The organism is Lentzea sp. NPDC092896, from assembly GCF_044754905.1.
Taxonomy (GTDB): Bacteria; Actinomycetota; Actinomycetes; order Mycobacteriales; family Pseudonocardiaceae; genus Lentzea.
Map to the genome: position 1 here is coordinate 41435 of NZ_JBIVPX010000002.1, position 23331 is coordinate 64765.

The 23331-nt window shown below is 69.2% G+C and carries 21 protein-coding genes; 11 read left to right on the forward strand and 10 right to left on the reverse strand.

Going from position 1 to position 23331, the window contains the following annotated elements; all coding sequences use genetic code 11:
• The first annotated feature begins 1 nt into the window (after window position 1).
• Both ACIQF0_RS11795 and ACIQF0_RS11800 read left to right on the forward strand, forming a co-directional pair.
• Window positions 2-430 carry a hypothetical protein gene (locus tag ACIQF0_RS11795; protein WP_401027959.1) on the forward strand — a complete coding sequence of 143 codons (429 nt, stop codon included), beginning with the start codon at window positions 2-4 and terminating at the stop codon, window positions 428-430.
• Between the two features lie 31 nt (window positions 431-461).
• The gene (locus ACIQF0_RS11800) at window positions 462-1475 is read left to right on the forward strand and encodes a TerC family protein (protein WP_401029912.1); all 1014 of its coding nucleotides are present in this window, start codon (window positions 462-464) and stop codon (window positions 1473-1475) included.
• On the opposite strand, the gene ACIQF0_RS11805 is transcribed toward ACIQF0_RS11800, so the two are convergent.
• Window positions 1466-1651, reverse strand: coding sequence for a hypothetical protein (locus ACIQF0_RS11805; protein WP_093590387.1), 186 nt, complete (start codon window positions 1649-1651; stop codon window positions 1466-1468). The two genes, ACIQF0_RS11800 and ACIQF0_RS11805, sit on opposite strands and share 10 nt — an antisense overlap.
• A gap of 266 nt (window positions 1652-1917) precedes the next feature.
• A complete protein-coding gene (locus ACIQF0_RS11810) occupies window positions 1918-2643 on the reverse strand; it encodes a GntR family transcriptional regulator (protein WP_360035933.1) in 726 nt (241 codons plus the stop codon).
• 99 nt (window positions 2644-2742) lie between these two features.
• Here ACIQF0_RS11810 and ACIQF0_RS11815 point away from each other — a divergent pair, with 99 nt between their 5' ends.
• From ACIQF0_RS11815 to ACIQF0_RS11825, 3 genes are all read left to right on the forward strand, one after another.
• Window positions 2743-3720 (forward strand): 2-dehydropantoate 2-reductase, encoded by a 978-nt coding sequence (locus ACIQF0_RS11815; RefSeq protein WP_401027963.1) that lies wholly within the window; start codon window positions 2743-2745, stop codon window positions 3718-3720.
• Window positions 3721-4263 (forward strand): LysR family transcriptional regulator, encoded by a 543-nt coding sequence (locus ACIQF0_RS11820; RefSeq protein ID WP_401027966.1) that lies wholly within the window; start codon window positions 3721-3723, stop codon window positions 4261-4263.
• Between the two features lie 68 nt (window positions 4264-4331).
• Window positions 4332-5369, forward strand: coding sequence for an aldo/keto reductase (locus ACIQF0_RS11825; RefSeq protein ID WP_401027969.1), 1038 nt, complete (start codon window positions 4332-4334; stop codon window positions 5367-5369).
• Here ACIQF0_RS11825 and ACIQF0_RS11830 read toward each other — a convergent pair.
• On the reverse strand, window positions 5359-6189 hold the full coding sequence (locus tag ACIQF0_RS11830; RefSeq protein WP_401027971.1) for an alpha/beta fold hydrolase: 831 nt from the start codon (window positions 6187-6189) through the stop codon (window positions 5359-5361). The two genes, ACIQF0_RS11825 and ACIQF0_RS11830, sit on opposite strands and share 11 nt — an antisense overlap.
• A 92-nt stretch (window positions 6190-6281) precedes the next feature.
• Between ACIQF0_RS11830 and ACIQF0_RS11835 the strand changes: the two genes are divergently transcribed.
• Entirely contained in the window at window positions 6282-6857 is a 576-nt protein-coding gene (locus tag ACIQF0_RS11835; RefSeq protein WP_401027974.1) for a TetR/AcrR family transcriptional regulator, read from the forward strand.
• Here the strand turns inward: ACIQF0_RS11835 and ACIQF0_RS11840 are convergent.
• Window positions 6854-7516 (reverse strand): hypothetical protein, encoded by a 663-nt coding sequence (locus tag ACIQF0_RS11840; protein ID WP_401027976.1) that lies wholly within the window; start codon window positions 7514-7516, stop codon window positions 6854-6856. The genes ACIQF0_RS11835 and ACIQF0_RS11840 overlap by 4 nt on opposite strands.
• Before the next feature lie 165 nt (window positions 7517-7681).
• On the opposite strand from ACIQF0_RS11840, the gene ACIQF0_RS11845 reads away from it, so the two are divergent.
• The 5 genes from ACIQF0_RS11845 to ACIQF0_RS11865 are packed head-to-tail and all read left to right on the forward strand — an operon-like array spanning window position 7682 to window position 14791.
• Window positions 7682-9607: a molybdopterin oxidoreductase family protein gene (locus tag ACIQF0_RS11845; protein ID WP_401027978.1), complete on the forward strand. Its 1926-nt coding sequence runs from the start codon at window positions 7682-7684 to the stop codon at window positions 9605-9607.
• Window positions 9608-11377 carry an NAD(P)H-dependent oxidoreductase subunit E gene (locus ACIQF0_RS11850; protein ID WP_401027980.1) on the forward strand — a complete coding sequence of 590 codons (1770 nt, stop codon included), beginning with the start codon at window positions 9608-9610 and terminating at the stop codon, window positions 11375-11377. It begins immediately after the preceding gene.
• Window positions 11374-12231: a 2Fe-2S iron-sulfur cluster-binding protein gene (locus ACIQF0_RS11855; RefSeq protein WP_360035901.1), complete on the forward strand. Its 858-nt coding sequence runs from the start codon at window positions 11374-11376 to the stop codon at window positions 12229-12231. Before ACIQF0_RS11850 ends, ACIQF0_RS11855 begins: the two co-directional genes overlap by 4 nt.
• Before the next feature lie 35 nt (window positions 12232-12266).
• A complete protein-coding gene (locus ACIQF0_RS11860; RefSeq protein ID WP_401027983.1) occupies window positions 12267-13808 on the forward strand; it encodes an aldehyde dehydrogenase family protein in 1542 nt (513 codons plus the stop codon).
• The gene (locus ACIQF0_RS11865) at window positions 13805-14791 is read left to right on the forward strand and encodes an acyl-CoA dehydrogenase family protein (protein ID WP_401027986.1); all 987 of its coding nucleotides are present in this window, start codon (window positions 13805-13807) and stop codon (window positions 14789-14791) included. Before ACIQF0_RS11860 ends, ACIQF0_RS11865 begins: the two co-directional genes overlap by 4 nt.
• A gap of 44 nt (window positions 14792-14835) precedes the next feature.
• Here ACIQF0_RS11865 and ACIQF0_RS11870 read toward each other — a convergent pair whose 3' ends face one another.
• From ACIQF0_RS11870 to ACIQF0_RS11895, 6 genes are read right to left on the reverse strand one after another with little or no spacing between them, the layout of a single operon-like run.
• Window positions 14836-16326, reverse strand: coding sequence for a thiopeptide-type bacteriocin biosynthesis protein (locus ACIQF0_RS11870; RefSeq protein ID WP_401027988.1), 1491 nt, complete (start codon window positions 16324-16326; stop codon window positions 14836-14838).
• 18 nt (window positions 16327-16344) lie between these two features.
• Window positions 16345-17868 carry a YcaO-like family protein gene (locus ACIQF0_RS11875; RefSeq protein WP_401027991.1) on the reverse strand — a complete coding sequence of 508 codons (1524 nt, stop codon included), beginning with the start codon at window positions 17866-17868 and terminating at the stop codon, window positions 16345-16347.
• Window positions 17865-19607 carry a hypothetical protein gene (locus ACIQF0_RS11880; protein WP_401027994.1) on the reverse strand — a complete coding sequence of 581 codons (1743 nt, stop codon included), beginning with the start codon at window positions 19605-19607 and terminating at the stop codon, window positions 17865-17867. Before ACIQF0_RS11880 ends, ACIQF0_RS11875 begins: the two co-directional genes overlap by 4 nt.
• On the reverse strand, window positions 19604-20683 hold the full coding sequence (locus ACIQF0_RS11885; RefSeq protein ID WP_401027997.1) for a hypothetical protein: 1080 nt from the start codon (window positions 20681-20683) through the stop codon (window positions 19604-19606). The genes ACIQF0_RS11880 and ACIQF0_RS11885 overlap by 4 nt, the downstream gene beginning before the upstream one ends.
• The gene (locus tag ACIQF0_RS11890) at window positions 20680-23097 is read right to left on the reverse strand and encodes a lantibiotic dehydratase (RefSeq protein ID WP_401027999.1); all 2418 of its coding nucleotides are present in this window, start codon (window positions 23095-23097) and stop codon (window positions 20680-20682) included. Before ACIQF0_RS11890 ends, ACIQF0_RS11885 begins: the two co-directional genes overlap by 4 nt.
• Window positions 23094-23273, reverse strand: coding sequence for a thiazolylpeptide-type bacteriocin (locus ACIQF0_RS11895; protein WP_266040363.1), 180 nt, complete (start codon window positions 23271-23273; stop codon window positions 23094-23096). Before ACIQF0_RS11895 ends, ACIQF0_RS11890 begins: the two co-directional genes overlap by 4 nt.
• Window positions 23274-23331 lie beyond the last annotated feature (58 nt).

Genomic DNA, 23331 nt, shown 5'->3' on the forward strand with positions numbered 1-23331 from the left:
GATGGCGATCCGCGAAGGCTTTCTCAAGGAAGCGGTGCCCGGCGCGTTCGTCGGTCTCGCCGCTGGGCTCATCGCGGGAGGGCTGGCCGCGCTCGTCGGCCAGCCGCTCGGGTGGGCACTCGTCACGACGGTCGCCCTCGGCCTGCCGCTGGGTGCGTTCGGCGGCGGCTTCGGCCTGCTGGTGGCGGCGGGCCGGCTCCCGGCCGGACGGTTCGCTCCGGTGGCCCTCTACTGGCTGGTCGCGTTTCCCGCGGCCCGGCTGGTGCACGAGATCACCGTGAGCCTCGTGCTCACCGGTCAGGTCCGGCTGCCCTCGGATCTGGCCGGTTTCCTCGCCTACCAAGGGATCGTGAGTTTCGGCTGGGCCATCGGTTTCCTGTGGCTGCACGAACGCATCTCCATGCGCCTGCGAGCTACCGCCTCCCGCTGACCTTCCCTTCCGCCGAAGGAGCCCAAGGATGTTGGATCTTCCCGTCTGGGTGTGGATCGCGACCATGGGCGGCATCGCCGCCATCATCGCGTTCGACTTCTACCTGGTGGTGCGCAAGCCGCACGAACCGTCGTTCCGCGAGTCGTTGTACTGGGTGATCTTCTACGTCGGCCTGGCCGTCCTCTTCGGACTCGGCGTCACGGTGTTCGCCGGGCCCGGCCACGGCGGTGAGTTCTTCGCCGGCTGGATCACCGAGTACTCGCTGAGCGTCGACAACCTGTTCGTGTTCGTGATCATCATGGCCCGGTTCGCGGTGCCGCGGGAGTACCGGCAGAAGGTGCTCATCGTCGGCATCATCCTGGCCCTGTTGCTGCGCGCGGTGTTCATCGCCGCGGGAGCACAGGCGATCGCGCGGTTCGACTGGCTGTTCTACTTCTTCGGCGCGTTCCTGATCTTCACGGCGTGGAAGCTGCTGAAGCAGGACGAGACCGACGAGGCCGACGTTCCGGAGAACGCCGCTTTGCGCGCGGTGAAGCGGTTCCTGCCGGCGACCACGGTCTACCACGGCGCCGCGTTGACGACGCGCATGAACGGCAAGCGCGTCGTGACGCCGATGCTGATCGTCATGGTCGCGGTCGGCACCACGGACCTGTTGTTCGCGGTGGACTCGATCCCGGCGATCTTCGGGCTCACCAAGGAGCCGTACCTGGTGCTGACCGCCAACGCGTTCGCGTTGATGGGCCTGCGCCAGCTCTTCTTCCTGGTGGGCGGTCTGCTGGATCGCCTGGTGCACCTGAGCAAGGGCCTCGCGGTGGTGCTCGCGTTCATCGGGTTCAAGCTCATCTTCGAAGCGATGCACCACCACGGTGTCTCGTGGGCTCCGGAGATCCCGATCGTGGTGTCTCTCGGGGTCATCCTGGCGACGCTCACCGTCACGACGGTCTGGAGCCTGCACACCTCTCGACGGGCCGCCCGGTCCGCCGTGGAGGACGCCGAGAGCGCGCGAAGGAGCGAAGACGCTCCTGTGAAGGACTCTCAGCCGTGAATCGTGTGGCCTTCGGCGTCCTTGCGGAGCGTCTTGGCCACGGCCGCCTGGGCCTCGGCGTCCTTGCGCTGTTCCGTCAGCGCGGTGGACAGTCCGAGGCCCAGCGCGCGGCCGTCAGCGGAGAAACCCTCACGCGGCTGGGTGAGCGAACGAGCGAAGTTCTTCAAGCGGGACATGGTCTTCCTCCTGACGATGGTGGCTCCCGAGGCGCGCAGCAGCCTGAAAGGCACTGTGGCACGGGAGGAACAGGGTTGCGGCCGGGGTCTTGTCCACCGGATGCCCATCGTGTGGGTACCCGGCGGGAAACCTCTCGCGGGTCTCCGTTGACCCCGTCCCTGTTGCGATTCAGCATACTGCGTTTTGTATGCAATCGGCCGCCATCGTGTCGCGGATCACCCGTACGGTACCAAATGACCGAATTGGGTGATCTGAGAGTAATGGATCAGTCGCTGTCCGTAGAGCTTTCGGGCGTCTTGCGGTCGTGATACGTCTGGCGGGTCTGCTCCGCGTGGTTGTGCATGACCTCGCCGGCCCGCTCCGCGTCGCCGTCCGCGATGGCCGTGACCAGCTCGGCGTGCTCGTTCCAGGAGTCGCGGCTGCGCGGGCGGGCGATCGGCGTGTAGTACCAGCGCACCCTGCGGTCGACCAGTCCGATCATCTCGGACAGGACCTTGTTGCGGCCGATCGCCGCGACGGCCGCGTGCAGATCGGCGTTCGCCTTGACCAGGCGCTCGACGTTCGCGGTGACCAGGGCCTCCTCGCCGGCCTTCTGCAGCTTCCTGAGAAGCTTCACGTCGGACGCGGTCGCGTGCTCGGCGGCGAGCTTGGCGGAGTAGGTCTCCAGCACGCTGCGCACGGCGAGCAGCTGGTCGGCCTCCTCCTCGGTCGGGGTGTGCACGAAGGCGCCCTGGGCGGGCCGCAGGTCGACCCAGCCGTCGGTCTGCAGTCGTTGCAGGGCCTCGCGCACCGGCTGCCTGCTCACGCCCAGGTACTCGGCCAGCTCGGCCTCGACCAGGTGCTGGCCGGGGGCGAGGGTGCGGTTGACGATGAGCTCGAGCAGAGCGTCGTAGACGGCCTGTCGCAGCGGTGCGGGACGTTCGACCCGGCGGGTCGCGGCGGCACTGAGTGAGCCGCGAGGTGCCCGGCGGCCACTGGGCAAAGAGGTCATGCCGGACAGAATACAGCTTTTGGTATGCAAAAAGCACTTCTAGAGAAATACCCGTGTTGTCCGTATACTGTATGCAATCCTTGACGAGCGGGGCGTGCTATGAGGATCGCTGTTCTCGGAGCCGGAGCGATCGGTGCCTACGTCGGTGCGGCTTTGCATCGTGCGGGCGTGGAAGTCCATCTGATCGCGCGTGGAGCCCATCTCGCCGCAATGCGCGAGCACGGCGTGCGGGTGCTGAGCCCGCGCGGTGATTTCACCGCGCGTCCACATGCGACCTCCGATCCCGCCGAGGTGGGAGAGGTCGACTACGTTTTCCTCGGTCTGAAGGCGTATTCCTACGCGTCTTCAGGCGATCTGCTGGCACCGCTGATGGGTCCGGACACCGCCGTGATCGCGGCGCAGAACGGGATCCCGTGGTGGTACTTCCACGGCATGACCGGGCATCCCCTTGAAGGACAACGGATCGAGGCCGTGGACCCGGGCGGGTCCGTCACCGCCGTGCTGCCCATGGAACGGGCGATCGGTTGCGTCGTCTACTGCTCGACCGAGATCGAGGCACCTGGGGTGATCCGGCACCTGGAGGGCACGCGGTTCTCCATCGGGGAGCCGGACCGGTCGATCTCCCCGCGGTGCGTCGCGCTGAGCGAGGCGATGATCGCGGGCGGGCTGAAGTGCCCGGTGGAGAAGGACGTCCGCGAGGACATCTGGATCAAGCTGATGGGCAACGTGGCGTTCAACCCGTTGAGCGCGCTGACCCGCGCGACGATGGTGGAGATCTGCGACCACTCGGACAGCCGCGACCTGGTGGCCCAGATGATGGCGGAGACCCTGACCGTCGCGCGGGCCGCGGGCTGCGATCCGCAGATCTCCATCGACAAGCGCATCGACGGCGCCCGCCGCGTCGGGCACCACAAGACGTCGATGCTGCAGGACCTGGAGGCCGGCAAACGGCTGGAGATCGACGCGATCATCGCCGCGGTGGTGGAGATCGCCGAGCTCACCCGCGTGCCGGCACCGACGCTGCGGCACGTCTACGCGGCGATCGACCTGCTGTCGCGCACGTCGCTGGTGTCGTAGTTGTTGCTGCGTCAGCTGGAGTACCTGGTCGCCCTGGCGCGCGAACGCCACTTCGCGCGTGCGGCCGAGGCGTGCCACGTGTCCCAGCCGTCGTTGTCGGCGGCGATCAGCAAGCTCGAACGCGAGCTCGGGGTGCCGATCGTGTCCCGCGGCCGCCGGTTCGAGTCGCTGACACCGGAGGGGGAACGGGTCCTGTTGTGGGCGCACCGCATGCTCGCGGATCGCGACGCGCTGCGGCAGGACCTGTCCCGCATGAGGGAGTCGCTGTCGGGGGTGCTCCGGATCGGAGCCATCCCGACGGCGCTCCCGGTCGCGCCGCTGCTCACGGCGCCGTTCTGCGAGCGCTACCCGCACGTCCGGGTCACGCTGGAATCGTTGTCCTCGGTGGAGATCACGCACGGACTGGAGGAGTTCGAGCTCGACATCGCGATGACCTATGTGGACAGTTCGGTGCGTGCGATGCCGTTGTACGAGGAACGATATGTCCTGCTGACGCCCGCCGACGAGTCTCGCACCGCCCGGTACCTGCTGCTTCAAAGCTGAGCGGATCGTGCAACGGACCGAGCCCATCGGTCTAGGTGATCACGCTCGCCGGGGCCTTGAATCGGGGTATGTCGCTTGATTCGTACATCACCCTCGGCCGCTCCGGCCTGCGCGTCAGCCCGTTCACCCTCGGCACGATGACCTTCGGCGAGGACTGGGGCTGGGGCAGCAGTCCGGAGGAGTCCGCGAAGATCCTCGCCTCCTACGTGGAGCGCGGCGGCAACTCGATCGACACCGCCAACATGTACACCGCCGGGCACTCGGAGAAGATCATCGGTGACTTCTTCGCGGACCGCCCGTCGTTGCGCGACCGCGTGGTGCTCGGCACGAAGTTCTTCTGCAACCTGCACGTCGGCGACCCGAACGGCGGCGGGCCCGGCCGCAAGGCGATCGTGCACCAGTTGGAGGACTCCCTTCGCCGGTTGCGGACCGATCACGTGGACATCTACTGGCTGCACAACTTCGACCCGGCCACGCCCGTCGAGGAGACGCTGCGCGCGCTCGACGACCAGGTGCGCGCCGGCAAGATCCGCTACGTCGGGTTCTCCGACATCCCGGCCTGGGCGACGGCCGAGGCCGCGACGCTCGCCCGGTGGTACGGCTGGTCGCCGATCATCGCGCTCCAGCTGTGCTACTCGCTGCTGGAGCGCACCTCCGAAGGCGAGCAGATCCCGATGGCGCAGGCCATGGGCATGGGCGTGCTGCCGTGGTCACCTCTGGCGGGAGGTCTGTTGTCCGGCAAGCACTCCGGCGACCGCGGCCAGGCGCCGAGCGCCGCCGAACAGGCCGTGATCGACGCCGTCACCGCCGTGGCCGACGAGATCGGTGTCCCCGCCGCCCAGGTCGCCCTGGCGTGGCTGCGCGGACGGCCGGGCGTCAGCTCCGTCGTGATCGGGGCCCGCCGCGTGGACCAGTTCGAGACGAACCTGGGCGCGCTGGACGTGACCCTGTCCGACGCCCAGCGCGCCGCGCTCGACGAGGTGTCCGCGCCGACGCTGAACTTCCCGGCCGACAACAACCGTCAGCTCGCGCCGATGCTGCAGTTCGCGGGGGCCACTGTGGACGGACGACCGTCCGCGGTCTACCCGTCACTGGTCACGCGCTGAGGAACTCCAGCGCCTGCCCGACGAACAGCTCGTGGTGCTGGAACAGGGCACCGTGCCCGGCGTCGGGGTAGATGCTCAACTTCGCGTTGGGCAGGTACTTCGCGAGGTTGAACGAGCTGATCGTCGGGGTCATGATGTCGTTGTCCCCGTTGACGACGAGCACCGGCTGGCTGACCTTCGCGAGACCCTCGGGCGAGCTCTGCTCCCACTTGGCCAACGCGGTCGCCTGCGCGCCGATGGTCTCGTTCGTCACCTCGGCGTCACGATCCTCCGTCCGCTCGTTCAGCCGTGCGAGGAACTCGTCGGCTGCCCGCTGGCTGGAGTCGCTGGGGGAGAAGAACAGCACGTGCTTCGGGTGCTTGCCCACCGCCGCCGACTCGTGCAACGCGCCCTGCAGCAACGTCAGCGCGTTGCCGGCTCCGGCGTCACCGGCGGGCGAGGTCCCGGCGAGGATCATCCGGCGCACCAGGCCGGGCTCCTGCTGGGCCAGCACCTGGGCGATCATGCCGCCCATCGACACGCCGAGCAGGTCGACCTCGTCGAACCCGAGAGCGCGCAGGAACCCGGCGAGGTCGGCCGCCATGGCCTCCACGCTGTCCGGCGTGGTGCCGCCGGAGCCGCCCACCCCGCGCAGGTCGACCAGGACCACCCGGTGCCGCTCGGCCAGACCGTCCACGACCGCGGGGTCCCAGTCGTCGAGCACCGCGGTGAAGTGGTGCAGGAACACCAGCGGAACGCCCTCGGTGAGGCCGATCTCGCGGTAGGCGAACGGGGTGCCGTCGACGTCGACAGTGCGCGTGACAGCGGAGTTTGCAGACATGGTCCCTCACGGATTCATAGAATAACGATCGCTATGTAACGAGCGTTATCGTATGATCATGACCCCGGTGGAAGTCAAGTGGGGAGTTCGGCGTGCGGTACGCGAAGGACCACAAGGAGCAGGCCAGGGCCGCGATCCTGGAAGCGGCCGGACGCCGGTTGAAGGAAAAGGGCTTCCACGGCGTCGGCGTGGACGGTCTCGCCTCGGCCGCCGAGGTCACCTCCGGCGCGATCTACTCCCACTTCGGGAGCAAGGAAGGGTTGCTGGAACAGGTGATCCGCGCGAACGTCAGCCCGGAGTTCGAGGCGCTCCAGGTCGCCGACACGGACGAACGACGACGCAAGCTCGTCGCGCTCGTCTACAGCTACCTGAGCGAGGAGCACTGCGAGGGCGTCGCCGACGGCTGCGTGCTCACGGCGCTCACTGCGGACGTGGCCAGGGCCGGCGACTCGGTGCGCGAGGTCTACCAGCTGCAGATCTCCCGCATGGTCGCGCTGGTCCTGCCCGCCATGCCCGGTGACTTCGAGGAGCAGCGGCAGCGCGCGTGGGCGCTCGTCGCCGCCATCATCGGCGCGGTGTCGGTCGCTCGGGCGCTGCCGGCCGGAGCGCACCGCGACGCCGTTCTCCAGTCGACGCTGCGGTCGATCGAGGAGTCGATCTCGGCTTAGTTCTGCCACACCCGGACGGAGAAAACGATGAAGCCCTCCGGGTCGTTCACGCCGAGTGCCACGGTCTTGACGCGGGCCCAGCCGATCTGGCCGTCCGAGGTGCGGAAGCAGTACTGCGTCCCCGCGGTGGTCGGGAGCGCCGCGGGTTCGTTGTTCCTCCTGGCGGTGACGGCGTCGGTGCACCGCTTCTCGGCCCCGTCCTCGTGGCCCTTGTCGGTGAGGAAGCCGGTTCCGCTGGCCTCCAGGAGAGTGCGGTCGGTGAGGTAGAGGTCGGTGTCGTCGGTGGCGCCGGCGCTCGGCCTGGCCGAGTTGTCGTCCCCGTCGACGTCGGCGCCGGTTTCCCGGGGCAGCCGGATCTCTTTTGCCTGCGGGCCGTTCGCGGGTGCGCTGGTCCGGCTCGCGGAGCCGTTCTGCGCGGTCACCGGTGATCCGTCGGCCGGCCCGTCCGTCGCGATGAGCTTCCACGCCGTGAACCCGATGGCCAGGGTCAGCACCACGCCCGCGATCACGCCGAACGCGCCCAGGCTGACCGTGGTCGAGCGAGAGTTGGTCGAGTTGCCGAGGTGCGCGTCGCCGCCGATCTCGCCTGCCTGGTAAGCGGTTCCGGAATCCCGTATTCGCGCGTCGTTGTCGTACCGCGGGCCGTCTGGTCCGGTCATGTTCGTCCTCGTCCTGGCGTTCGTTTGACAGACAAGCGATCGAGGTTCGGGTCCGAAGCGTTTCACCGATTCCAGTCGATGAGGCCAGATCAGCGGCACGATCCCGAAACAGGGGCTAGCGCATACCGAAGATTGCATACAGTATGGGCAGAGGAGGTGCAGACGATGAGCAGGCGGAAGAAGACCGAGCCCTACGTGCGGCTGACCCAGCCACTGGTGCGCGACGCGGGAGTCCTGCGGCCGGCCACCTGGGACGAGGCGCTGGACAAGGCAGCAGAGGGCTTCCGCAGGAACGTGGCCAGCGGTGGTCCGGACGCGTTCGGCATGTTCTCCTGTGCGCGGGCCACCAACGAGATGAACTACATGGCCCAGAAGTTCACCAGGGCTGTCATCGGCACGAACAACGTCGACTCGTGCAACCGCACGTGTCACGCGCCGAGTGTGGCCGGTCTGGCCAAGGTGTTCGGCAGCGGCGGCGGTACCTCCTCCTACCAGGAGATCGAGGACGCCGACCTGATCGTGCTGTGGGGCTCGAACGCGCGGGAGGCGCACCCGATCTTCTTCCAGCACGTGCTGAAGGCGGTCAACAAGGGCGCGAAGCTGTACGTGGTCGACCCCCGGCTGACCAGCACCGGCAAGTGGGCGCACCGGTGGTTGCGGCTCAAGGTCGGCACGGACATCCCGCTGGCGCACGCCATCGCGCGGGAGATCATCGCGTCGAACCTCACGAACATGTCGTTCGTCGAGCGCGCGACCGAGGGTTTCCAGGAGTTCGTGAAGGCCGTCGAGCCGTGGACGCTGCCGGTCGCCGAACTCGAGACCGGGGTGCCGGCCGAGCTCATCCGCGAGCTCGCGCACGCCTACGCCAAGGCGGATCGCGGCCAGCTGAGCTGGACGCTCGGCATCACCGAGCACCACAACGGCACCAACAACGTGCTGAGCCTCATCAACCTGTCGCTGCTCACGGGGCAGGTCGGTCGGTACGGCGCGGGGCTGAACCCGTTGCGCGGGCAGAACAACGTGCAGGGCGGCGGCGACATGGGCGCCATCCCCGACCGGCTGCCCGGCTTCCAGGACATCACGGATCCGAGCGTCGCCAAGAAGTTCAACGACGCGTGGGGATCGAACTTCAAGGCCTCCAAGGGCTGGAACCTCACCCAGATGCTGGAGGCGATGGAACGCGGTGACATGACCACCGTGTACATCATCGGCGAGAACCCGGTGCAGTCCGAGGCCGACTGCGAGCACACGATCAAACGACTGTCCAACCTGGACCACGTCGTGGTGCAGGACATCTTCCTCACCAAGACCGCGCAGCTCGCGCACGTCGTGCTTCCCGCCGCGGCCGCGTGGTGCGAGACGGACGGCACGTTCACGAACAGCGAGCGCCGGGTCCAGCGGGTCAGGAAAGCCCTGACTCCGCCCGAGGGCGCGCGCGACGACATCGAGATCATGGGTGAGATCGCGACGCGGCTCGGTGCGGACTGGCAGCACAAGACCGGCGAGGACGTCTGGGACGAGCTGCGCAGCCTGTCGCCGATCCACACCGGCATGACCTACGACCGGCTGGAGAAGCTCGGCGGCATCCAGTGGCCGTGCCCCAGCGAGGACTCCCTCGAACCCAGCTTCCTGCACGGCAGGCTCTGGGAGGACGACCCGGTCAAGCGCGGCATGCCCGCCACGTTCTCGCCGGTGCCGCACAGCCCGCCGGTCGACGAGCTGACCGAGGAGTTCCCGTTCCGGCTCACCACCGGCCGCCGGCTCGACTCCTACAACACCGGGGTGCAGTCGAGCGGCTTCGAGTCGCCGTTGCGCATGGGCGAGACGCTCGACCTGTGCCCGCAGGACGCTCGGATGCTCGGGGTGGAGGCCGGCGAGGAGGTGGCGATCACCAGCAGGCGCGGGCAGATCCAGGCGCCGGTGCGGATCGACGACGGACTGACGCCGGGTCTGGTGTTCATGACGTTCCACTTCCCGGACGAGATCGACGTCAACATCATCACGATCGAGGCGACCTGCCCGATCGCCGGCACCGCCGAGTACAAGGCCGCGGCCATTCGCATCGACAAGCTTCCGGTGAAGGTGGGCTGAGTGGATCTCAAACTGCTCGACGTCGAGCCGTCCGAGGCCGAACGCGTCGTCGTGGACCTGTTCACCGGCATGGGCAGGGACCAGTTGCTGCCCGCCCTGCACGCGGTCAACGACCGGGTCGGCTGGATCAGCCAGGGCGCGCTGAACCACATCTGCCGCGTCCTGCACATCCCGCCGGCCGAGGCCTACGGGGTGGCGAGCTTCTACGCGTTGTTCTCGCTGACCGAACGGCCGGCGAAAGTCGTGCACGTCTGCGTCGACCTGGCCTGCCAGGTCAACGGCGCGAAGGCGTTGTGCGACAGGCTGACCGACGAGCTCGGCCCGGCGGGGGCGAAGAGCGGCTGGTTGCGCAGCCCGTGTCTCGGGGTGTGCGAGAAGGCTCCGGCCGCGCTCGCGTTCGAGGCGGGGGAGGTGGCGAAGGAGCAACTCCTGGCGCCCACCCACGCCGGTGAGGTGATCGCGGTGGCGGCCGCCGGTCCCTCCCAAGTGGACGGTGAGCGCGCGGAGGTGCCGCAGGCCGGTGCGGCCGGCCTGCGGCTGCTCAAACGGGTGGGTGTCGTCGATCCGGAGTCGCTCGACGACTACCGGGCGACGGGCGGCTACGCGGCGTTGCGGACGGCTCTCCTCCTGGGCCCGTCCGGGGTGATCCGCGAGGTCACCGACGCCAAGCTGATGGGCCGCGGCGGCGCGGCGTTCCCGACGGGACGCAAGTGGGACGCGACCGCCCGCCAACCCGTCCGGACGCACTACCTGGTCTGCAACGCGGACGAGAGCGAGCCCGGCACGTTCAAGGACCGGTTGCTGATGGAGGGCGACCCGTTCGCGGTGATCGAGTCCATGACGATCGCCGGGTTCGCGGCCGGTTGCTCGCGCGGCTACCTGTACCTGCGCGGCGAGTACCCGCGGGCGTTGCATCTGCTGCGCAACGCCATCGCCCGCGCGAAGGAGCGCAACTTCCTCGGCGAGAACATCATGGGCCACGAGGGTTTCTCGTTCGACATCGAGATCCGCCGCGGCGCCGGCGCGTACATCTGCGGCGAGGAAACGGCGATCTTCAACTCCATCGAGGGCTTCCGCGGTGAGCCGCGCTCGAAGCCGCCGTTCCCGGTGGAGTCGGGGCTCTTCGGCAAACCGACGGTGGTCAACAACGTGGAGACGCTGGTCAACGTGCCGGTGATCCTCACGGACGGATGCGAGGCCTACACCCGCATCGGCACCGAGGCCTCGACGGGCCCGAAGCTCTTCTGCCTGTCGGGCAACGTGAGTCGTCCGGGCGTGTACGAGGTGCCGTTCGGCACCACGCTCGGAGAACTCCTCGATCTGGCGGGAGGCGTGCCGCCAGGCCGGGAGCTGCGAGCGGTACTGCTCGGCGGGGCGGCAGGCGGGTTCGTCCGCCCGGACGAGCTCGACCTGCCGCTCACCATGGAGGACGCGCGTGCCGCCGGGACCACGCTCGGCTCCGGCGTCGTGCTGGTGCTCGACGACACGGCCGACCTGGGCAGCTTCCTGTTGCGCATCGCCGCGTTCTTCCGCGACGAGTCGTGCGGCCAATGCGTGCCGTGCCGGATCGGCACCGTGCGCCAGGAAGAGGCGATGCACCGGTTGGTGGGCAAGCGTCCGCTGAGCACTTCCGCCGCCGATCTCCAGCTGCTGCGCGAGGTCGGGCAGGTCATGCGCGACTCGTCGATCTGCGGGCTGGGTCAAACAGCTTGGAACGCCATCGAATCAGCCCTCGACCGGTTGGGCTACGCGGAGGAGGCGGCATCATGACGATTGTCGAGATCGGGCTTCCGAAGCGACTGGTCGAGCTGACCCTGGACGGCGAGTCCGTGCGGGTACCGGAAGGCGCGACGATCCTGGACGCCTGTACGGCGCAAGGGAAATCGATCCCGACGCTGTGCTACGGCGACACCCTGGAGCCCGCAAACGCTTGCCGCGTCTGCATGGTCGAGGTCGAAGGGGCGCGTACGCTCGTGCCGTCGTGCTCGCGCAAGGTCGAGCCGGGCATGGTCGTGCGCACGGACTCCGAACGCACGCAACACAGTCGCAAGCTGGTACTGGAACTTCTCGGGTCCGCCACGGACCTCTCCACCACGCCGCACGTGGACGAGTGGATGTCCGCGTGCGGCGCCGAACCTTCTCGCTTCGGTCCGGACGCTGCCACCGTGCAACAACCGATCAAAGTGGACAATCCGCTGTACGTCCGCGACTTGAGCAAGTGCATCATGTGTTACAAGTGCGTCGACGCGTGCGGTGATCAGTGGCAGAACACCTTCGCGATCTCGGTGGCCGGCCGCGGCTTCGACTCGCGGATCTCCACGGAGTTCTCCGTGCCACTGCCCGAAAGCGCTTGCGTCTACTGCGGAAACTGCATCGAGGTGTGCCCGACCGGTGCGCTGAGCTTCAAGCGCGAGCACGACAAGCGCGAGGACGGCACCTGGGACGAAGAGGCCCAGACCCAGACCACGACCATCTGCACGTTCTGCGGTGTGGGGTGCAACCTCACCCTGCACGTGCAGGACAACGAGATCGTCAAGGTCACGTCGCCGCACGAAAGCACGGTCACGCATGGAAACCTGTGCATCAAGGGCCGTTTCGGCTGGCAGCACGTGCAAAACCGCTGAGCAGTGACATCTCCTCTGGAGTGGAGGGCCGCCCAATGCCGTTGATCCTCAAGCCCGGCACGTCGTGGCACGACGTCTACTCGCAGTGTGTGAAAGCCGCACCCGAAGCGTTCCACGACGATCGGTTGCTCAACCACTTCGGCGGCGAGTGGAGTCGTTCCGGCGAGCCGATGCCCGCCACCACGCCGGTCGACGGCTCCACCATCGCGGGCCCGCCGTTCCTCGACTTCGACGTCGCGGGACGAGCCGTGGTCGCGGCCGTCGACCAGCACATCGAGTGGCGCAACGTGTCACTGGCGGAACGCAAGGCCCGCGTCTCGGAGGCGCTGGACGCCCTCACCGAGCACCGCGACCTGCTGTCGTTGCTGCTGGTGTGGGAGATCGGCAAGCCGTGGCGGCTCGCGACGGCCGACGTCGACCGCTGCATCGAGGGCGTGCGCTGGTACGTCGAGGAGATCGACTCGATGCTCGTCGGCCGGGCGCCGTTGAACGGCCCGGTCAGCAACATCGCCTCGTGGAACTACCCGATGAGCGTGCTGATGCACGCGATGCTGGTGCAGGCGCTGGCGGGCAACGCCGTCATCGCCAAGGCGCCGACGGACGGTGGCGTCAGCTGTCTGACCCTGGCGACCGCGCTGGCCGTGCGGTCGGGACTGCCGCTGACGCTGGTGTCCGGAAGCGGTGCGGAACTCGCGCCGGTGCTGGTCGGGTCGTCGTTCCTGGGCTGTGTGTCCTTTGTGGGCGGTCGCGACGTCGGCAGCGCCATCGCGACGCGCCTGGTCGACTCGAACCGCAGGCACGTCCTGGAGCAGGAGGGCCTGAACTGCTGGGGCATCTGGGAGACCGACTCCTGGGACATGCTCGGCACCCAGATCCGCAAGGCCTTCGACTACGGCAAGCAGCGCTGCACCGCCTACCCGCGCTACGTGGTGCAGCGGTCGCTGTTCGACAAGTTCCTGAGCGTCTACCTGCCCGCGGTGCGGGACGTGAAGTTCGGCCACCCGCTCGCCGTCGCTTCACCCGGCGACGAGCTGCCCGAGCTGGACTTCGGGCCGTTGATCAACGACGCGAAGGCCAAGGAGCTCGGCGACGTCGTGGACGAGGCGGTGCGCGCCGGGGGTGTGCCGCTGTACCGGGGATCGCCGGAATCCGGCCGGTTCCTGCCGGGCCAGCAGACCGCCGCCTACCTGGCGCCGGTCGCGATCCTCGATCCGCCGCGCTCGTCGGTGCTGCACCACGCCGAGCCGTTCGGACCGGTCGACACCATCGTCCTGGTGGACACCGAGGCCGAGCTGCTGGCCGCGATGAACGCCTCGAACGGTGCCCTGGTCGCGTCGCTGGCCTGCGACGACGAGGCCACGGCCCGCCGGCTGAGCGAGGACGTCCAGGCGTTCAAGGTCGGCATCAACAAGCCGCGGTCGCGGGGTGACCGGGACGAGGTGTTCGGCGGCCGTGGCGCTTCGTGGCGCGGTGCGTTCGTCGGCGGCTCGTTGCTCGTGCACGCCGTGACGGAGGGCCCGCCCGACGAACGGACGTACGGCAACTTCCCCTCCTACTCGCTCTACCCGCCGACGTGACGTACCGGGCGGACCTGCTCCGCATCGTGCAGACCGTGGTGGCGCCGAACGCCGCCGACATCGACCAGCACTCCAGATTCCCGCGCGCCGCCCTGAACGCACTGGGCGCGCGCGGCCTGCTCGGAATGACGATCTCCCGCACGGTCGGTGGAGGAGGCCAGGACGTCCGGTCGGCCGGGCGCGTGGTCGAGGAGATCGCCAAGGTCTGCGGCGCGACGGCGTCCGTCCTGCGCTCGCACTACTCCGCGGCCGCCGTGCTGGACCGCTCCGGCCCGCACTGGTTGCGTGCTGAGATCGCGGCGGGCCGGCACCTGTCGACGCTGGCGGCTTTCGGGCCGTCCGGCGAGATGTCGACGCACGGCGACGTGGTGCAGGTGCGGGCGCGCAAGAGCTGGGTGATCGCGGCCGGTGAGGCGGACAGCTACGTCTGGTCGTGCGGCTCGGAGTTGGTGCTCGTTCCCGCCGAGGCACCGGGCCTGCTGGTCCCGGCGGACCACGCCGGGATGGGGTTGCGGGGCACCGTCGCCACCTGCGTGGAGGCGGATCCCGTACGGGTTCCGGCGTCCAACCTGCTGTGGTCGGAGGAACTGGCGTTCCCGTGGTTCATGGTGCTCGGGGCCGCGGTGTCGCTGGGGCTGATGGAGGGCGCGCTGGCGGTGGCGATCGGACATCTCGGCGGCGGCGACCCGCGCACGCGGTCCGATCTGGCCCGGATGCGGCTGCGGACCGACGCGCTCAGGGTGTTGTACAACGACACGGTGTCCGCGGTGACATGGCATCCGGAACGGTCGGCCGATCGCGTCCGGCTTCTGGCGGTCACCGCGACGGAGGCCGCCGTCGCGGTGACGGACCTGGCGATGAAGGTGTGCGGGGACGCGGCGTTCCGCCGGGACCTGGGCATCGAGCGCCGGTTCCGGGACGCGCGGGCGGCGGCCGCGATCGAGCCGACAGTCGATGTTCTGCTGGATTCGGTGGAGATCTGAACGTCCGAGGGACCCGAGCAGGGCAAGGCGTCGGCCGTGGCCGGCTATGAGGCCAGGGGCAGGAAGTAGACGAGTGCGTCGTTCACGCCGTCGAGCCCGATGACGTCGTGGGCGATGTCGTCGTAGAACCCGCCCACCAGCCCTGTTTTGATGCCGTGGTTCGCGGCCGTCACCGTCAGGTTCTGGGCCAGGTGCCCGGCCTCGGTGAACGCGAACCGCAGCGCCCTCAGGCCGTAGGTCTGCCGCAGCGAGCCGAGCCTGATGTAGAGGGCCAGGACGGCAGGGGTGCCGGAGAGTTCGGTGGCGCCCTCGCCGAACCACATCGAGGTCGCCTCCAGGTCCTCGATCGAGGGCGCCTCGCCGAACCAGGTGAGGGCGCGCTCTACTTCGTTGACCTCGTAGCGTCCTCGGGCCAGGCCGTCGACGTTGAGCGCGATGAGCCTGATCCGGGCGCAGTACTGGGCACCGGCGCTCGGGTACGGCCACCTGCCGTCCTTCGGGGACATCGCGTTCCACAGCAGGGTGCCGAGCTGCCCCGCGTTCAGCTCGCCGGTCAGGTCGCGGCTGGTCTTGCGGGCTCTGAGGGTGTCGGTGTCCACTGTGGAAGGCAGCGGGGTGGTGGAGGGCCAGGACTGCCTCGGTTCCGCTGACTTGCGGGGCAGTTGGTCGCTGAAGCCCGGCAGGAACTTGCTCGCCTCCAGGTAACGGCGGTCCGGCGCTGTCTCGCCGTCGTCGTGGAAGTCCGTCAAACCGTTGGGGGACATGGCGGCGGCCGCGGTGGTCCAGCAGATCATGCGCTCTTCGTTGGGCGTGATGCCCATGCGGTTGAGCAGCATGTGCAGCTGCGAGGCCCAGACGTACGGCAGCCATACGTCGAGGCGCTGCTTGGCCTCGTTGATCGTGGTGCGCCAGTGGGCGATGGCGCCTCGTGGCTCGCGGTGCCAGCGCGCGGCGAGGTCGCGGCCGCGTTTGGCGAGCAACTGGTTCGCGGCGTGCTGGGAGCCGATGGTGGGTGCCGGGGCCTGCTCCTGGACGTTGCGCCAGCCGGAACCCAGGCTGCGCAGCCAACTCGCGGCCTGCGGCAGGTTCAGGTCGAGCGCCTTGGCCGTCGCGATCGTCAGGTCGATGGCGGCGGTGAGGCGCGCGCTGTCGGTGTGGGTGGCCTTGAGCACGGCGACGGCGACTTCAGTGCTGTGGCAGAACACCTCCTCGGCGACCGGCAGCGCCTGCGGGCCGCCGTACCGTTCGGTCTCCGGGACGTACTCGACCTCGCGGACGTCGCCGTGCGGGAGCCAGTCCGGTTCGCCTCGTTCCTGCTGGAAGTCCTGGGCCGCGACGAGTTCTTCCAGTTGCCGCTGGAGTTTGTCGACGTTCTGCGCGTTCTTGATCCTGACGCGGAGGTGCGGCCCGGTCTCCCAGTAGCGCAGGAAGTACCACTCGTGGCCGGCCATCGCGGGGGCCAGCGTCTCGGCGACGAACGTGTCGAGGTCCGCTCGGTTCCAGTTGACCCTGCAGTGCAGGCCGGTCCAGGTCACAGCTGCTCCAACGGTGGTTCAGGGAAACGGGTGGGGATGGCCGGCCTGGAGGTCGAGCCGGGACAGGCCGTGCGTCCGGCGGTGCAGGTGGCCGAACGTCATGGGCAGCGTTCCCGGCACGATGACCTTGGCGGAGTGCAGCCCGAGGGTGTTCACCGTGTGCGGGTCGGACTGGTCGACCGCGATCAGCTCCAGGCCCAGGTTCCTCAGGTCTTCGGTGTAGCGGTCGAGCAGCTCGTCGAGGTTCGTGTGGGTTCGCTGGTCTTTCAGGGATTCCGCGGGTCGGTCGCCGACCAGCCGGTCGTAGCGGTCTCTTGCTTCCGGCAACGTGTTGACCGCGACGTGGTCGTCCATGCTTCTGACCTGGGCCGGATCGTGGAGGAGCCGCAGGAGGCGTTCCCGGCTGTAGTCCTCGGGCCTCTCGCGGACGCGGTCGGCGAACGCTTCCACGTCCACGGCCACCTCGACCGCCGCGGACTGCATGGCCTTCGTGGGGTCTGGGCTGGCGCCCGCGGCGAAGAACGCCTGGGGCAGACCAGGTTTGGTGGTTCTGGCGAGGGTCAGCACCGCGGGGATGCCCAGGTCGTTGGTGGCGTTGAGGAACAGCAGTTCGTAGCCGAGCTCCTGGAGCCGGTCGGTGAGGTGGTGCAGCAGCGGGTCCGGTGGGAGCTTGATCTTCTTTAGCGGTGTTTGGGCGTACCAGGCCATCAGGAACGCGTCGCGTTCGGCGACTTCGAACAGGCCGTGCAGCACGGCCTCGGTCAGGCTGTTGCCGAGTCCGCAGCCGTTGGACGTTTCGTGGAGGAACCGTTGGTCCGGCGGTGTGTGCGCAGCCCAGTACGCGACCTGTTCCGGTACCTGGATCGGTTTGCGTTGCGTGTACGACCAGGCTTGGGTCCAGCGGAACTTCAGGTCTGGGTGGTAGGTGTTGCCGAAGTCGTTGAGGCCCAGGCGTTCTGGGTCGAGTGCCTCTGGTCCCAGTTCGGCGAATGAGGCTTCTCTGGGGTCCGGGTGGCGCGGGCGCATGCCGTTGCGGCGTTCGATCGCCTCGAAGATCGCCACCCTTTCGGCCTCTTCGAACGACGTGGTGCGGCCGTAGCCGGCGGTGTGGGAGTCGAGTTCGGCGGTGACCGTGGCCAGCGGCAGGTTGCCGGTGCGGAACAGTGCGGTGACCGGACCGTGCCGGAAGTCGACTGTTGTGTCCTTGAGTCCGTCCACAGTGGTCTTGTCGTTCGGGGTGCGGAGTTCGCCGTTCGGTGTTGCGGTTTCTTCGACGGTGCTCGGTTCCGGGGCACAGCAGTTGCCCGGCGTGATGCGGTGGGTGGACACCAGTCCGAGGTCGGTGCGGATCGCGATCACGGTGTCGCGCTCCTGGCCCTGGAGTGCGGCGACCAGGGGCTGGAACGCCGGTGCGGTGAAGCCTTTCAGTCGCAGGTTCTGGCGTGGAGCCCCGGCGGTCGCGAGGCGTGCGTTCTCGGCGCAGTCGACGCAGACGGTGGTGGTCGGTCCGATGAGGGTCAGGCCGCCGTCCACGCGGATCACCGGTACGCCTTCAGGCCGGCGGCGCTGAGTTCCGGGTCGAGCCGGAGCGGGACGACCCGGACTCCCGGCAGCCTCATGATCGCCTGCTGGAGCCGTTCTTCGCGGTCTCGCACGTCGGCGGGCCAATGCCACTGCCTGGTGACCCAGTCCGGGTTGTCGGTGGTCTTGCACGGAGCCGCGCCGTTGAGGTGCGCGGTGCCGGTGCGACCCGCCTGGGCGTAGCCGGCGGCGGCGAGGGCGGCGAAGGCCACCGCGTCCGCGGCCGTCGCCTCGACGGCCCACGCGAGGACCTGCCGTCCGTTGCTGATCTCCGCCCTGTGCACGCCTGCCGCGAGACGCTCGACCCGGACGACCGCCTGGACGCCGAACCTCGCGGTCAGCGCCTTCCACCAGCGGTGCGCGGTCGGATCGCTGGTCCACTCGTGTGCGTCGGCCGGTTCGCCTCGGTGGTAGCGCGCGGCCTGGCGCAGTGCCGCGCCTCGGGCGTGGGTGTCGTCGATGCCGAGCACGCCGTCGGTCTTGAGGGCGTTGAGGGCGGCGTTGAGACGGGCGGCGTCGGCGGTGGTGCCGATGCCGAGGGCGTCGCCCGAGGTGGCGAGGTTGGCCGGGACCTGGGGGAGGGGGCCGAACACCGGGGTGTCGACCGGGCCCAGTTCGTTGTCCGTCAGGGCGTCGAGTGCTCTCCACGGGTCTGACGGGGGAGGGCCCTGCAGGAGTGGGTGGTAGGTGGCTTGGAGCGGGTTCGCGTGGGCTACCAGGGCCATGGGGTAGGTGGCTGCGCCGTCGGTGGTGGGGTTGGCGAGTTCGGCGGCTGGGTCGGGCAGGCCGGCGACGGCACAGGCGAGGCGGTGGATTGCGGCTGATCCGATGAGCGTGGCCAGGATCTCGGGTGGTTCGCCGGTGAGGCCCAGCCTTGCGGCGGTGCGCATAGTTACTTCAGTGTGGAGTGAAGTAACGCCTCCGGTGGTGGGTGGGAGGACATAGCCGGTTTCGGTTCCACAGCCCGCCAGGACGGTGAAGTCACCCGCGGAGACGACGAGTCCACGGCTCGCGGGCTGAACAGGGAGGAGTCCGGCGGCTGGTCGGCTTTCGTGTTGAGCGGTGAGGCGTCCGGCGGCTGGTCGGCTTTCGTGTTGAGCTGTGAGGCGTCCGGCGGCCGGTTGGCTGGCGGGCTGATGGGGGAGGAGTTCAGCATCCGGTTGGTTCGCGGGTTGATCGGCGGGGAGCTCGGCATCCAGTTGGTTGGCGTGCGAGGCGGTCGACCTGCTCGCGTGGGGAGGCGAGGCCGCCTCCGACAGCTGAACCGCCAGCCCCACCGCCTCTGCCGCCTGAACGGCCGCGCTCTTCAGCGGCCCACGTCCTGACACGACCACCGTGGCCGCACGAAGCCGCCGCCACGCCTCCACCGGTTCCGCAGCCGCCGACTCCAGCCAGGCCGCCACCTCCGGCGCGGGTGCGTCGGCACCCCACTCCGGCATCTCGACCAGCATGTCGTGTTCCCACAACTGGTCCAGGATCAGCGAGACCGCCGCCCGCACGGCCGGAGCCGCGTCGGCCGGCACCTCCAGCGCGGCTCGCGGGATGCCCGCTTCCAACTGCGGGGCGAGGCGTTGCCACACCTTCCAAAGGCCGGTTCCGCCCGAGAGGGTGCAGCTGGACGCCCAGCCGCGCAGGTGCAGGCCGTCGGCGGTCGGGGTGGCGGTGACGACTGGGCGCAGCCGCACGAGCACGCGCGTCACCCCACCTTCGGCAGGGCTGCGAACTGTTCGGCCCAGGTGGTGCCGAGGACCTCTTGTGCGGCGTTGGCCAGGAGGTGGGCGGCGGCGTAGCGCTCCATCGGGGTCACGTCGCAGATCGCCAGGAGTTGGTATAGGACGTTGGTGCCCAGGCGGTAGACGGTCATCGACCGTGCGATCGCCGGGTCGGAGAGGTCCACGGTCCACATCGCGGTGTGGTAGTCGGTGAACTTCGTTCGCTCGCCGTAGTTGTAGCGGCGGATGGCGTCCTGGTCGCCCACCTCGTAGGCGCGTTCGCCGTGGCGCGGGTTGGGGTCCGAGGTGAGCAGGCCCGCGTCGTAGCTTTCCTGGGCGGTCAGGCGCAGGGCGATGGTCCAGGTCTGCCAGGCCGCTTCGAGGTGGGTGGTGGGGTGGCCCAGTGCCACCTGTTCGACCAGAGCGCGGGCGGCGGAAGCGTTTGCGGTCCAGATCGAGTCCAGTTTGGACCGGACGACGCCGTCGGGGTCGCTGGCCAGCAGGAAGTCTTCCACGTGGGAGAGGAACGAGTGGTAGCCGTACTGCAGGCCGGCCGGGTAACGGCTGGCGTGCACGGCCATCGCGGTCAAGGCGAGTGTCGGGCGGGACGCGGACAGCGAGTGGCGCAACGCGGGCAGGCCCAGGCGGAGGCCTTCCGCGCGCAGGGAAACGTGTGCTGGAGACAGGAAAGCGCGGGCGCGGGAGTCGTCGGTCGGCTCGATGCGCACGGAGTTGTTGGGGTGGAACGGGGTGAACGGCGGTAGCAGGAGCTCTGCCACGGCCGCCGATTCGGCGTGGGCGAGCAGCTCGGACTCCGAAAGCTCCACTGTGGACGGGCTCGAAGCCAGGTAGGAGCGAAGCAGGGTCGCCACCAGCAACGCCGCCGTCGGGGCGGACGGGCCGGTCAGCACGACGCGGACGTGCGGGCCGTGCAGCCAGTGGCGTTCGACGTGGCCCACGACGTCGGCGAACGTGGCCTCGGCGGCGGCGAGGGCCGGGAGGACGGCGTCGCGCAGCAGCGGGGCCTTGATCGGGTCGTGGTAATAGCAGACGACGTCGGTCATCCTGCCCTCCGGTAGGTCTCCGCCACCACTTCGAGCACCTGGCCGGACGGGACCGGGAGCGCCTCGGTGAGCCGGACGTGGTCGCCGTAGCGGGACGTCAGGCGAGGCAGGCAGCGCAGGTGCAGTGCGTTGGTGAGGTCGGCGTACTGCGGTTTCGGGCCGTTCACGCGGGCTTCGAAGTCCTCGCGGGACGTGATGACGCCGCCCATGCCCGCGAACAGCTCCGCGGGCATGCCGTAGCGGGCGCGCAGTGCGGTCGCGCCGGCCACCGACGAGAACGGCTCCGTCAAAGAGGAAGCCAGGAAGTCCCAGTAGCGGCGGCCGAGCACGACGTCGCGGTAGCGCAGCCGATCAGCGATCCGCACGTCGCCGTCCAACGACACCGGCTGCAACGGGGAGAGGTCGGCCGCGCCGCAGGTGAGGTCGGAGTACAGGGGTGCGACGCGGTCGGGCAGCGAGATCGGCATGAGGTAGCCGAGGTAGAGCACGTCCAGCACCGCGCCGTTGTCGCGGCGGCGCAGTCGCAGTTCGTCGTTCTGCTGGTCGTGGAAGACCTCCAGCGCGTCCGGCGTGTGGTCGGCCCAGCGCGGGTCCTCACCGATCTCCGCCCGGCCGAGCAACGGGTGCAGGTTCGGGTTGAAGCCCTGCACCGGCCGGTACTCCACGAAACCGCGCGGGAACACACCGTCCAAAGTGGCCCGGACCGTCGCGTAGGCCTCGGGTGGCAGCAGGTCGAGGAACCGGCCGGGGAAGCGGCCGAAGCCGTCGTAGACGTGGTTGACCACCAGGCCGTCCGGCGACGGCTGGGCGAAGAACGAGTACGAGGTCGGCCTGGTCTTCATCCACGCGGGCAGCAGGTCCGCGGCGGCCGTGACGACCTCGTCGCTGATCACGCCGTCCCGCACCAGATCGGCGACCTGGGACCGGCTCGCACCGAGACCGCCGGTCGGCGCGCCGGACATGGCCTCGTGCATCAACGGCGCACAGGCGGCGAGGCGAGCGGAGCCGCCGTGACCGAACTCCGACACGAACAGGTCGCGCGAGTGCCGCCGGATCGCGAGGTGCCGGTCGAACAGCATCAGCAACGGAGTGAGGCCCGCCAACGACCGCACGCCGTCGTAACCATGTGAACGGCCGAGACGAACAGGCAGTGGCAGGACGACATCTTCGCTCAACGGCGTCACGTCACCGAGGTCCACACCGACGATCGAGCCCAGCTCTTCCCACGACGTGAACAGAGCGGCCAGCGCGGCAGGCCGTGCGGCAGCGTCGATCTCGGCGAACGCCAGCGTGTCCCGGTAGATCGAGATCACCCGGTCGGCCAGCGAGGACCGGCCGGTGTCGCGCAGCCACGAGGCCAGCGCGGGACAGGCCTCGGGGTCCTGCGGGTCGGCGGGCAGCACCGGCACGAGGAGCTTGATGTCGAGCAGCAGCGCGACGTAGTGCTGCGCGCGGTCGGACTCGCCGTCGGGCAGCCGGGTCGCGAGCGCGCTGGCGAGCTCGGCGGGGCTGATGCCCTTGGGGTTGGCGCCGGTGAGACCGACCAGGAACTGCAGGGGCGGGCTGGACGCCAGTTCGACGTCCTCCTCGATGCCGACGTTGGCGCGCAACGGTCCGCGGGCGGGGATGTCCCGGCGGAACCTCACCTGGCCGCCGTCGGCGTGCACGTCGGGCGCGAGGCGGTGCGGGTGGTCGAAGAGGTGACCGCGATCGGCGAGCAGCGCGGTGATCAGCCGGGTCAGCAGCACCTGGTTGACCCGCGTGACGGCGACCGGTGTGCCGAAGTCCGGCGTGGGGGCGTCGGGGGACCAGGTGGCCCAGCCGACCGCCGCGTACCAGGACAGGGGACTGGTCTTCGACGTCGCGCGCAGGGCGTAGCGCAGCACGGTGGGTTCGGCCTTGCGGGAACGCTTGTCCCCGGTGCCGGCGCGGGCGAGCCCCTGCCAGAGGTCACGGCCGCTGAAGACGGCGGCCTTGCGCACGGACTCGGTGCCGCACAACGACGCGAGCACCTCGCGTTCGGCGGCGAGCGCGTCCGGCAGCAGCCGCTCGATCTCCGCGGTCACGTCAGCGCGTTGGTCCATGGCCGACAACCACTCGCCGAGCTGTGGAAACCGCGAGACCAGCTCGCTGGCCTCCGCGCGAAGCGAAGGCCGGGGCAACCGTCCGTTGTGGACGTCGCGGCGCAACGGCAGCACGACCGCGCGGTGGTAGGTGTCGGAGTGCGTGCCGGCGCTGTCGTGCAGCAGGTCCGACACGGGGCCGGCCAGTGACAGCAGCGAGGCTTCGAGCGCCGCCAACGTCTCCACCGCCCGCCGGAACGGCGCTGCCGTCGCAGCGCCGTCCGGGTGCGGCAGGGCCGCCAGGCGCACGAGTGCGTATGGCGCTGTTTCTCCCTGCACGCGTTCGCTCATGCGTTCTGGGCGGGAAGCTGGGGCTGGGTGCAGCTGCTGCACGACGAGCTGCCGCACGAGCACGACGAGGCGCCTCCGGAGGCTCCGGACTCCGGCAACGCGACCGAGTCGCGCAGGGAGGTGACCGCGAGGTCGCCGAGCTCCAGGTCGTCAGGGTCGAAAGAGAGATCCTTCATGCCGTGTCCTCACGTCTTCAGTTGTTGTTGAACTCGCCCAGGGGCTGTTCAGCCAGGC

What these genes read in the sequence shown, in the direction of transcription:
- ACIQF0_RS11810 (WP_360035933.1), bottom strand. Translation starts at nt 2,643, where the DNA reads ATGACCTCTTTGCCCAGTGGCCGCCGGGCACCTCGCGGCTCACTCAGT.
- ACIQF0_RS11855 (WP_360035901.1), top strand. Translation starts at nt 11,374, where the DNA reads ATGACGATTGTCGAGATCGGGCTTCCGAAGCGACTGGTCGAGCTGACC.
- ACIQF0_RS11825 (WP_401027969.1), top strand. Translation starts at nt 4,332, where the DNA reads ATGTCGCTTGATTCGTACATCACCCTCGGCCGCTCCGGCCTGCGCGTC.
- ACIQF0_RS11845 (WP_401027978.1), top strand. Translation starts at nt 7,682, where the DNA reads ATGAGCAGGCGGAAGAAGACCGAGCCCTACGTGCGGCTGACCCAGCCA.
- ACIQF0_RS11795 (WP_401027959.1), top strand. Translation starts at nt 2, where the DNA reads ATGGCGATCCGCGAAGGCTTTCTCAAGGAAGCGGTGCCCGGCGCGTTC.
- ACIQF0_RS11815 (WP_401027963.1), top strand. Translation starts at nt 2,743, where the DNA reads ATGAGGATCGCTGTTCTCGGAGCCGGAGCGATCGGTGCCTACGTCGGT.
- ACIQF0_RS11840 (WP_401027976.1), bottom strand. Translation starts at nt 7,516, where the DNA reads ATGACCGGACCAGACGGCCCGCGGTACGACAACGACGCGCGAATACGG.
- ACIQF0_RS11885 (WP_401027997.1), bottom strand. Translation starts at nt 20,683, where the DNA reads ATGACCGACGTCGTCTGCTATTACCACGACCCGATCAAGGCCCCGCTG.
- ACIQF0_RS11805 (WP_093590387.1), bottom strand. Translation starts at nt 1,651, where the DNA reads ATGTCCCGCTTGAAGAACTTCGCTCGTTCGCTCACCCAGCCGCGTGAG.
- ACIQF0_RS11895 (WP_266040363.1), bottom strand. Translation starts at nt 23,273, where the DNA reads ATGAAGGATCTCTCTTTCGACCCTGACGACCTGGAGCTCGGCGACCTC.
- ACIQF0_RS11860 (WP_401027983.1), top strand. Translation starts at nt 12,267, where the DNA reads ATGCCGTTGATCCTCAAGCCCGGCACGTCGTGGCACGACGTCTACTCG.
- ACIQF0_RS11830 (WP_401027971.1), bottom strand. Translation starts at nt 6,189, where the DNA reads ATGTCTGCAAACTCCGCTGTCACGCGCACTGTCGACGTCGACGGCACC.
- ACIQF0_RS11890 (WP_401027999.1), bottom strand. Translation starts at nt 23,097, where the DNA reads ATGAGCGAACGCGTGCAGGGAGAAACAGCGCCATACGCACTCGTGCGC.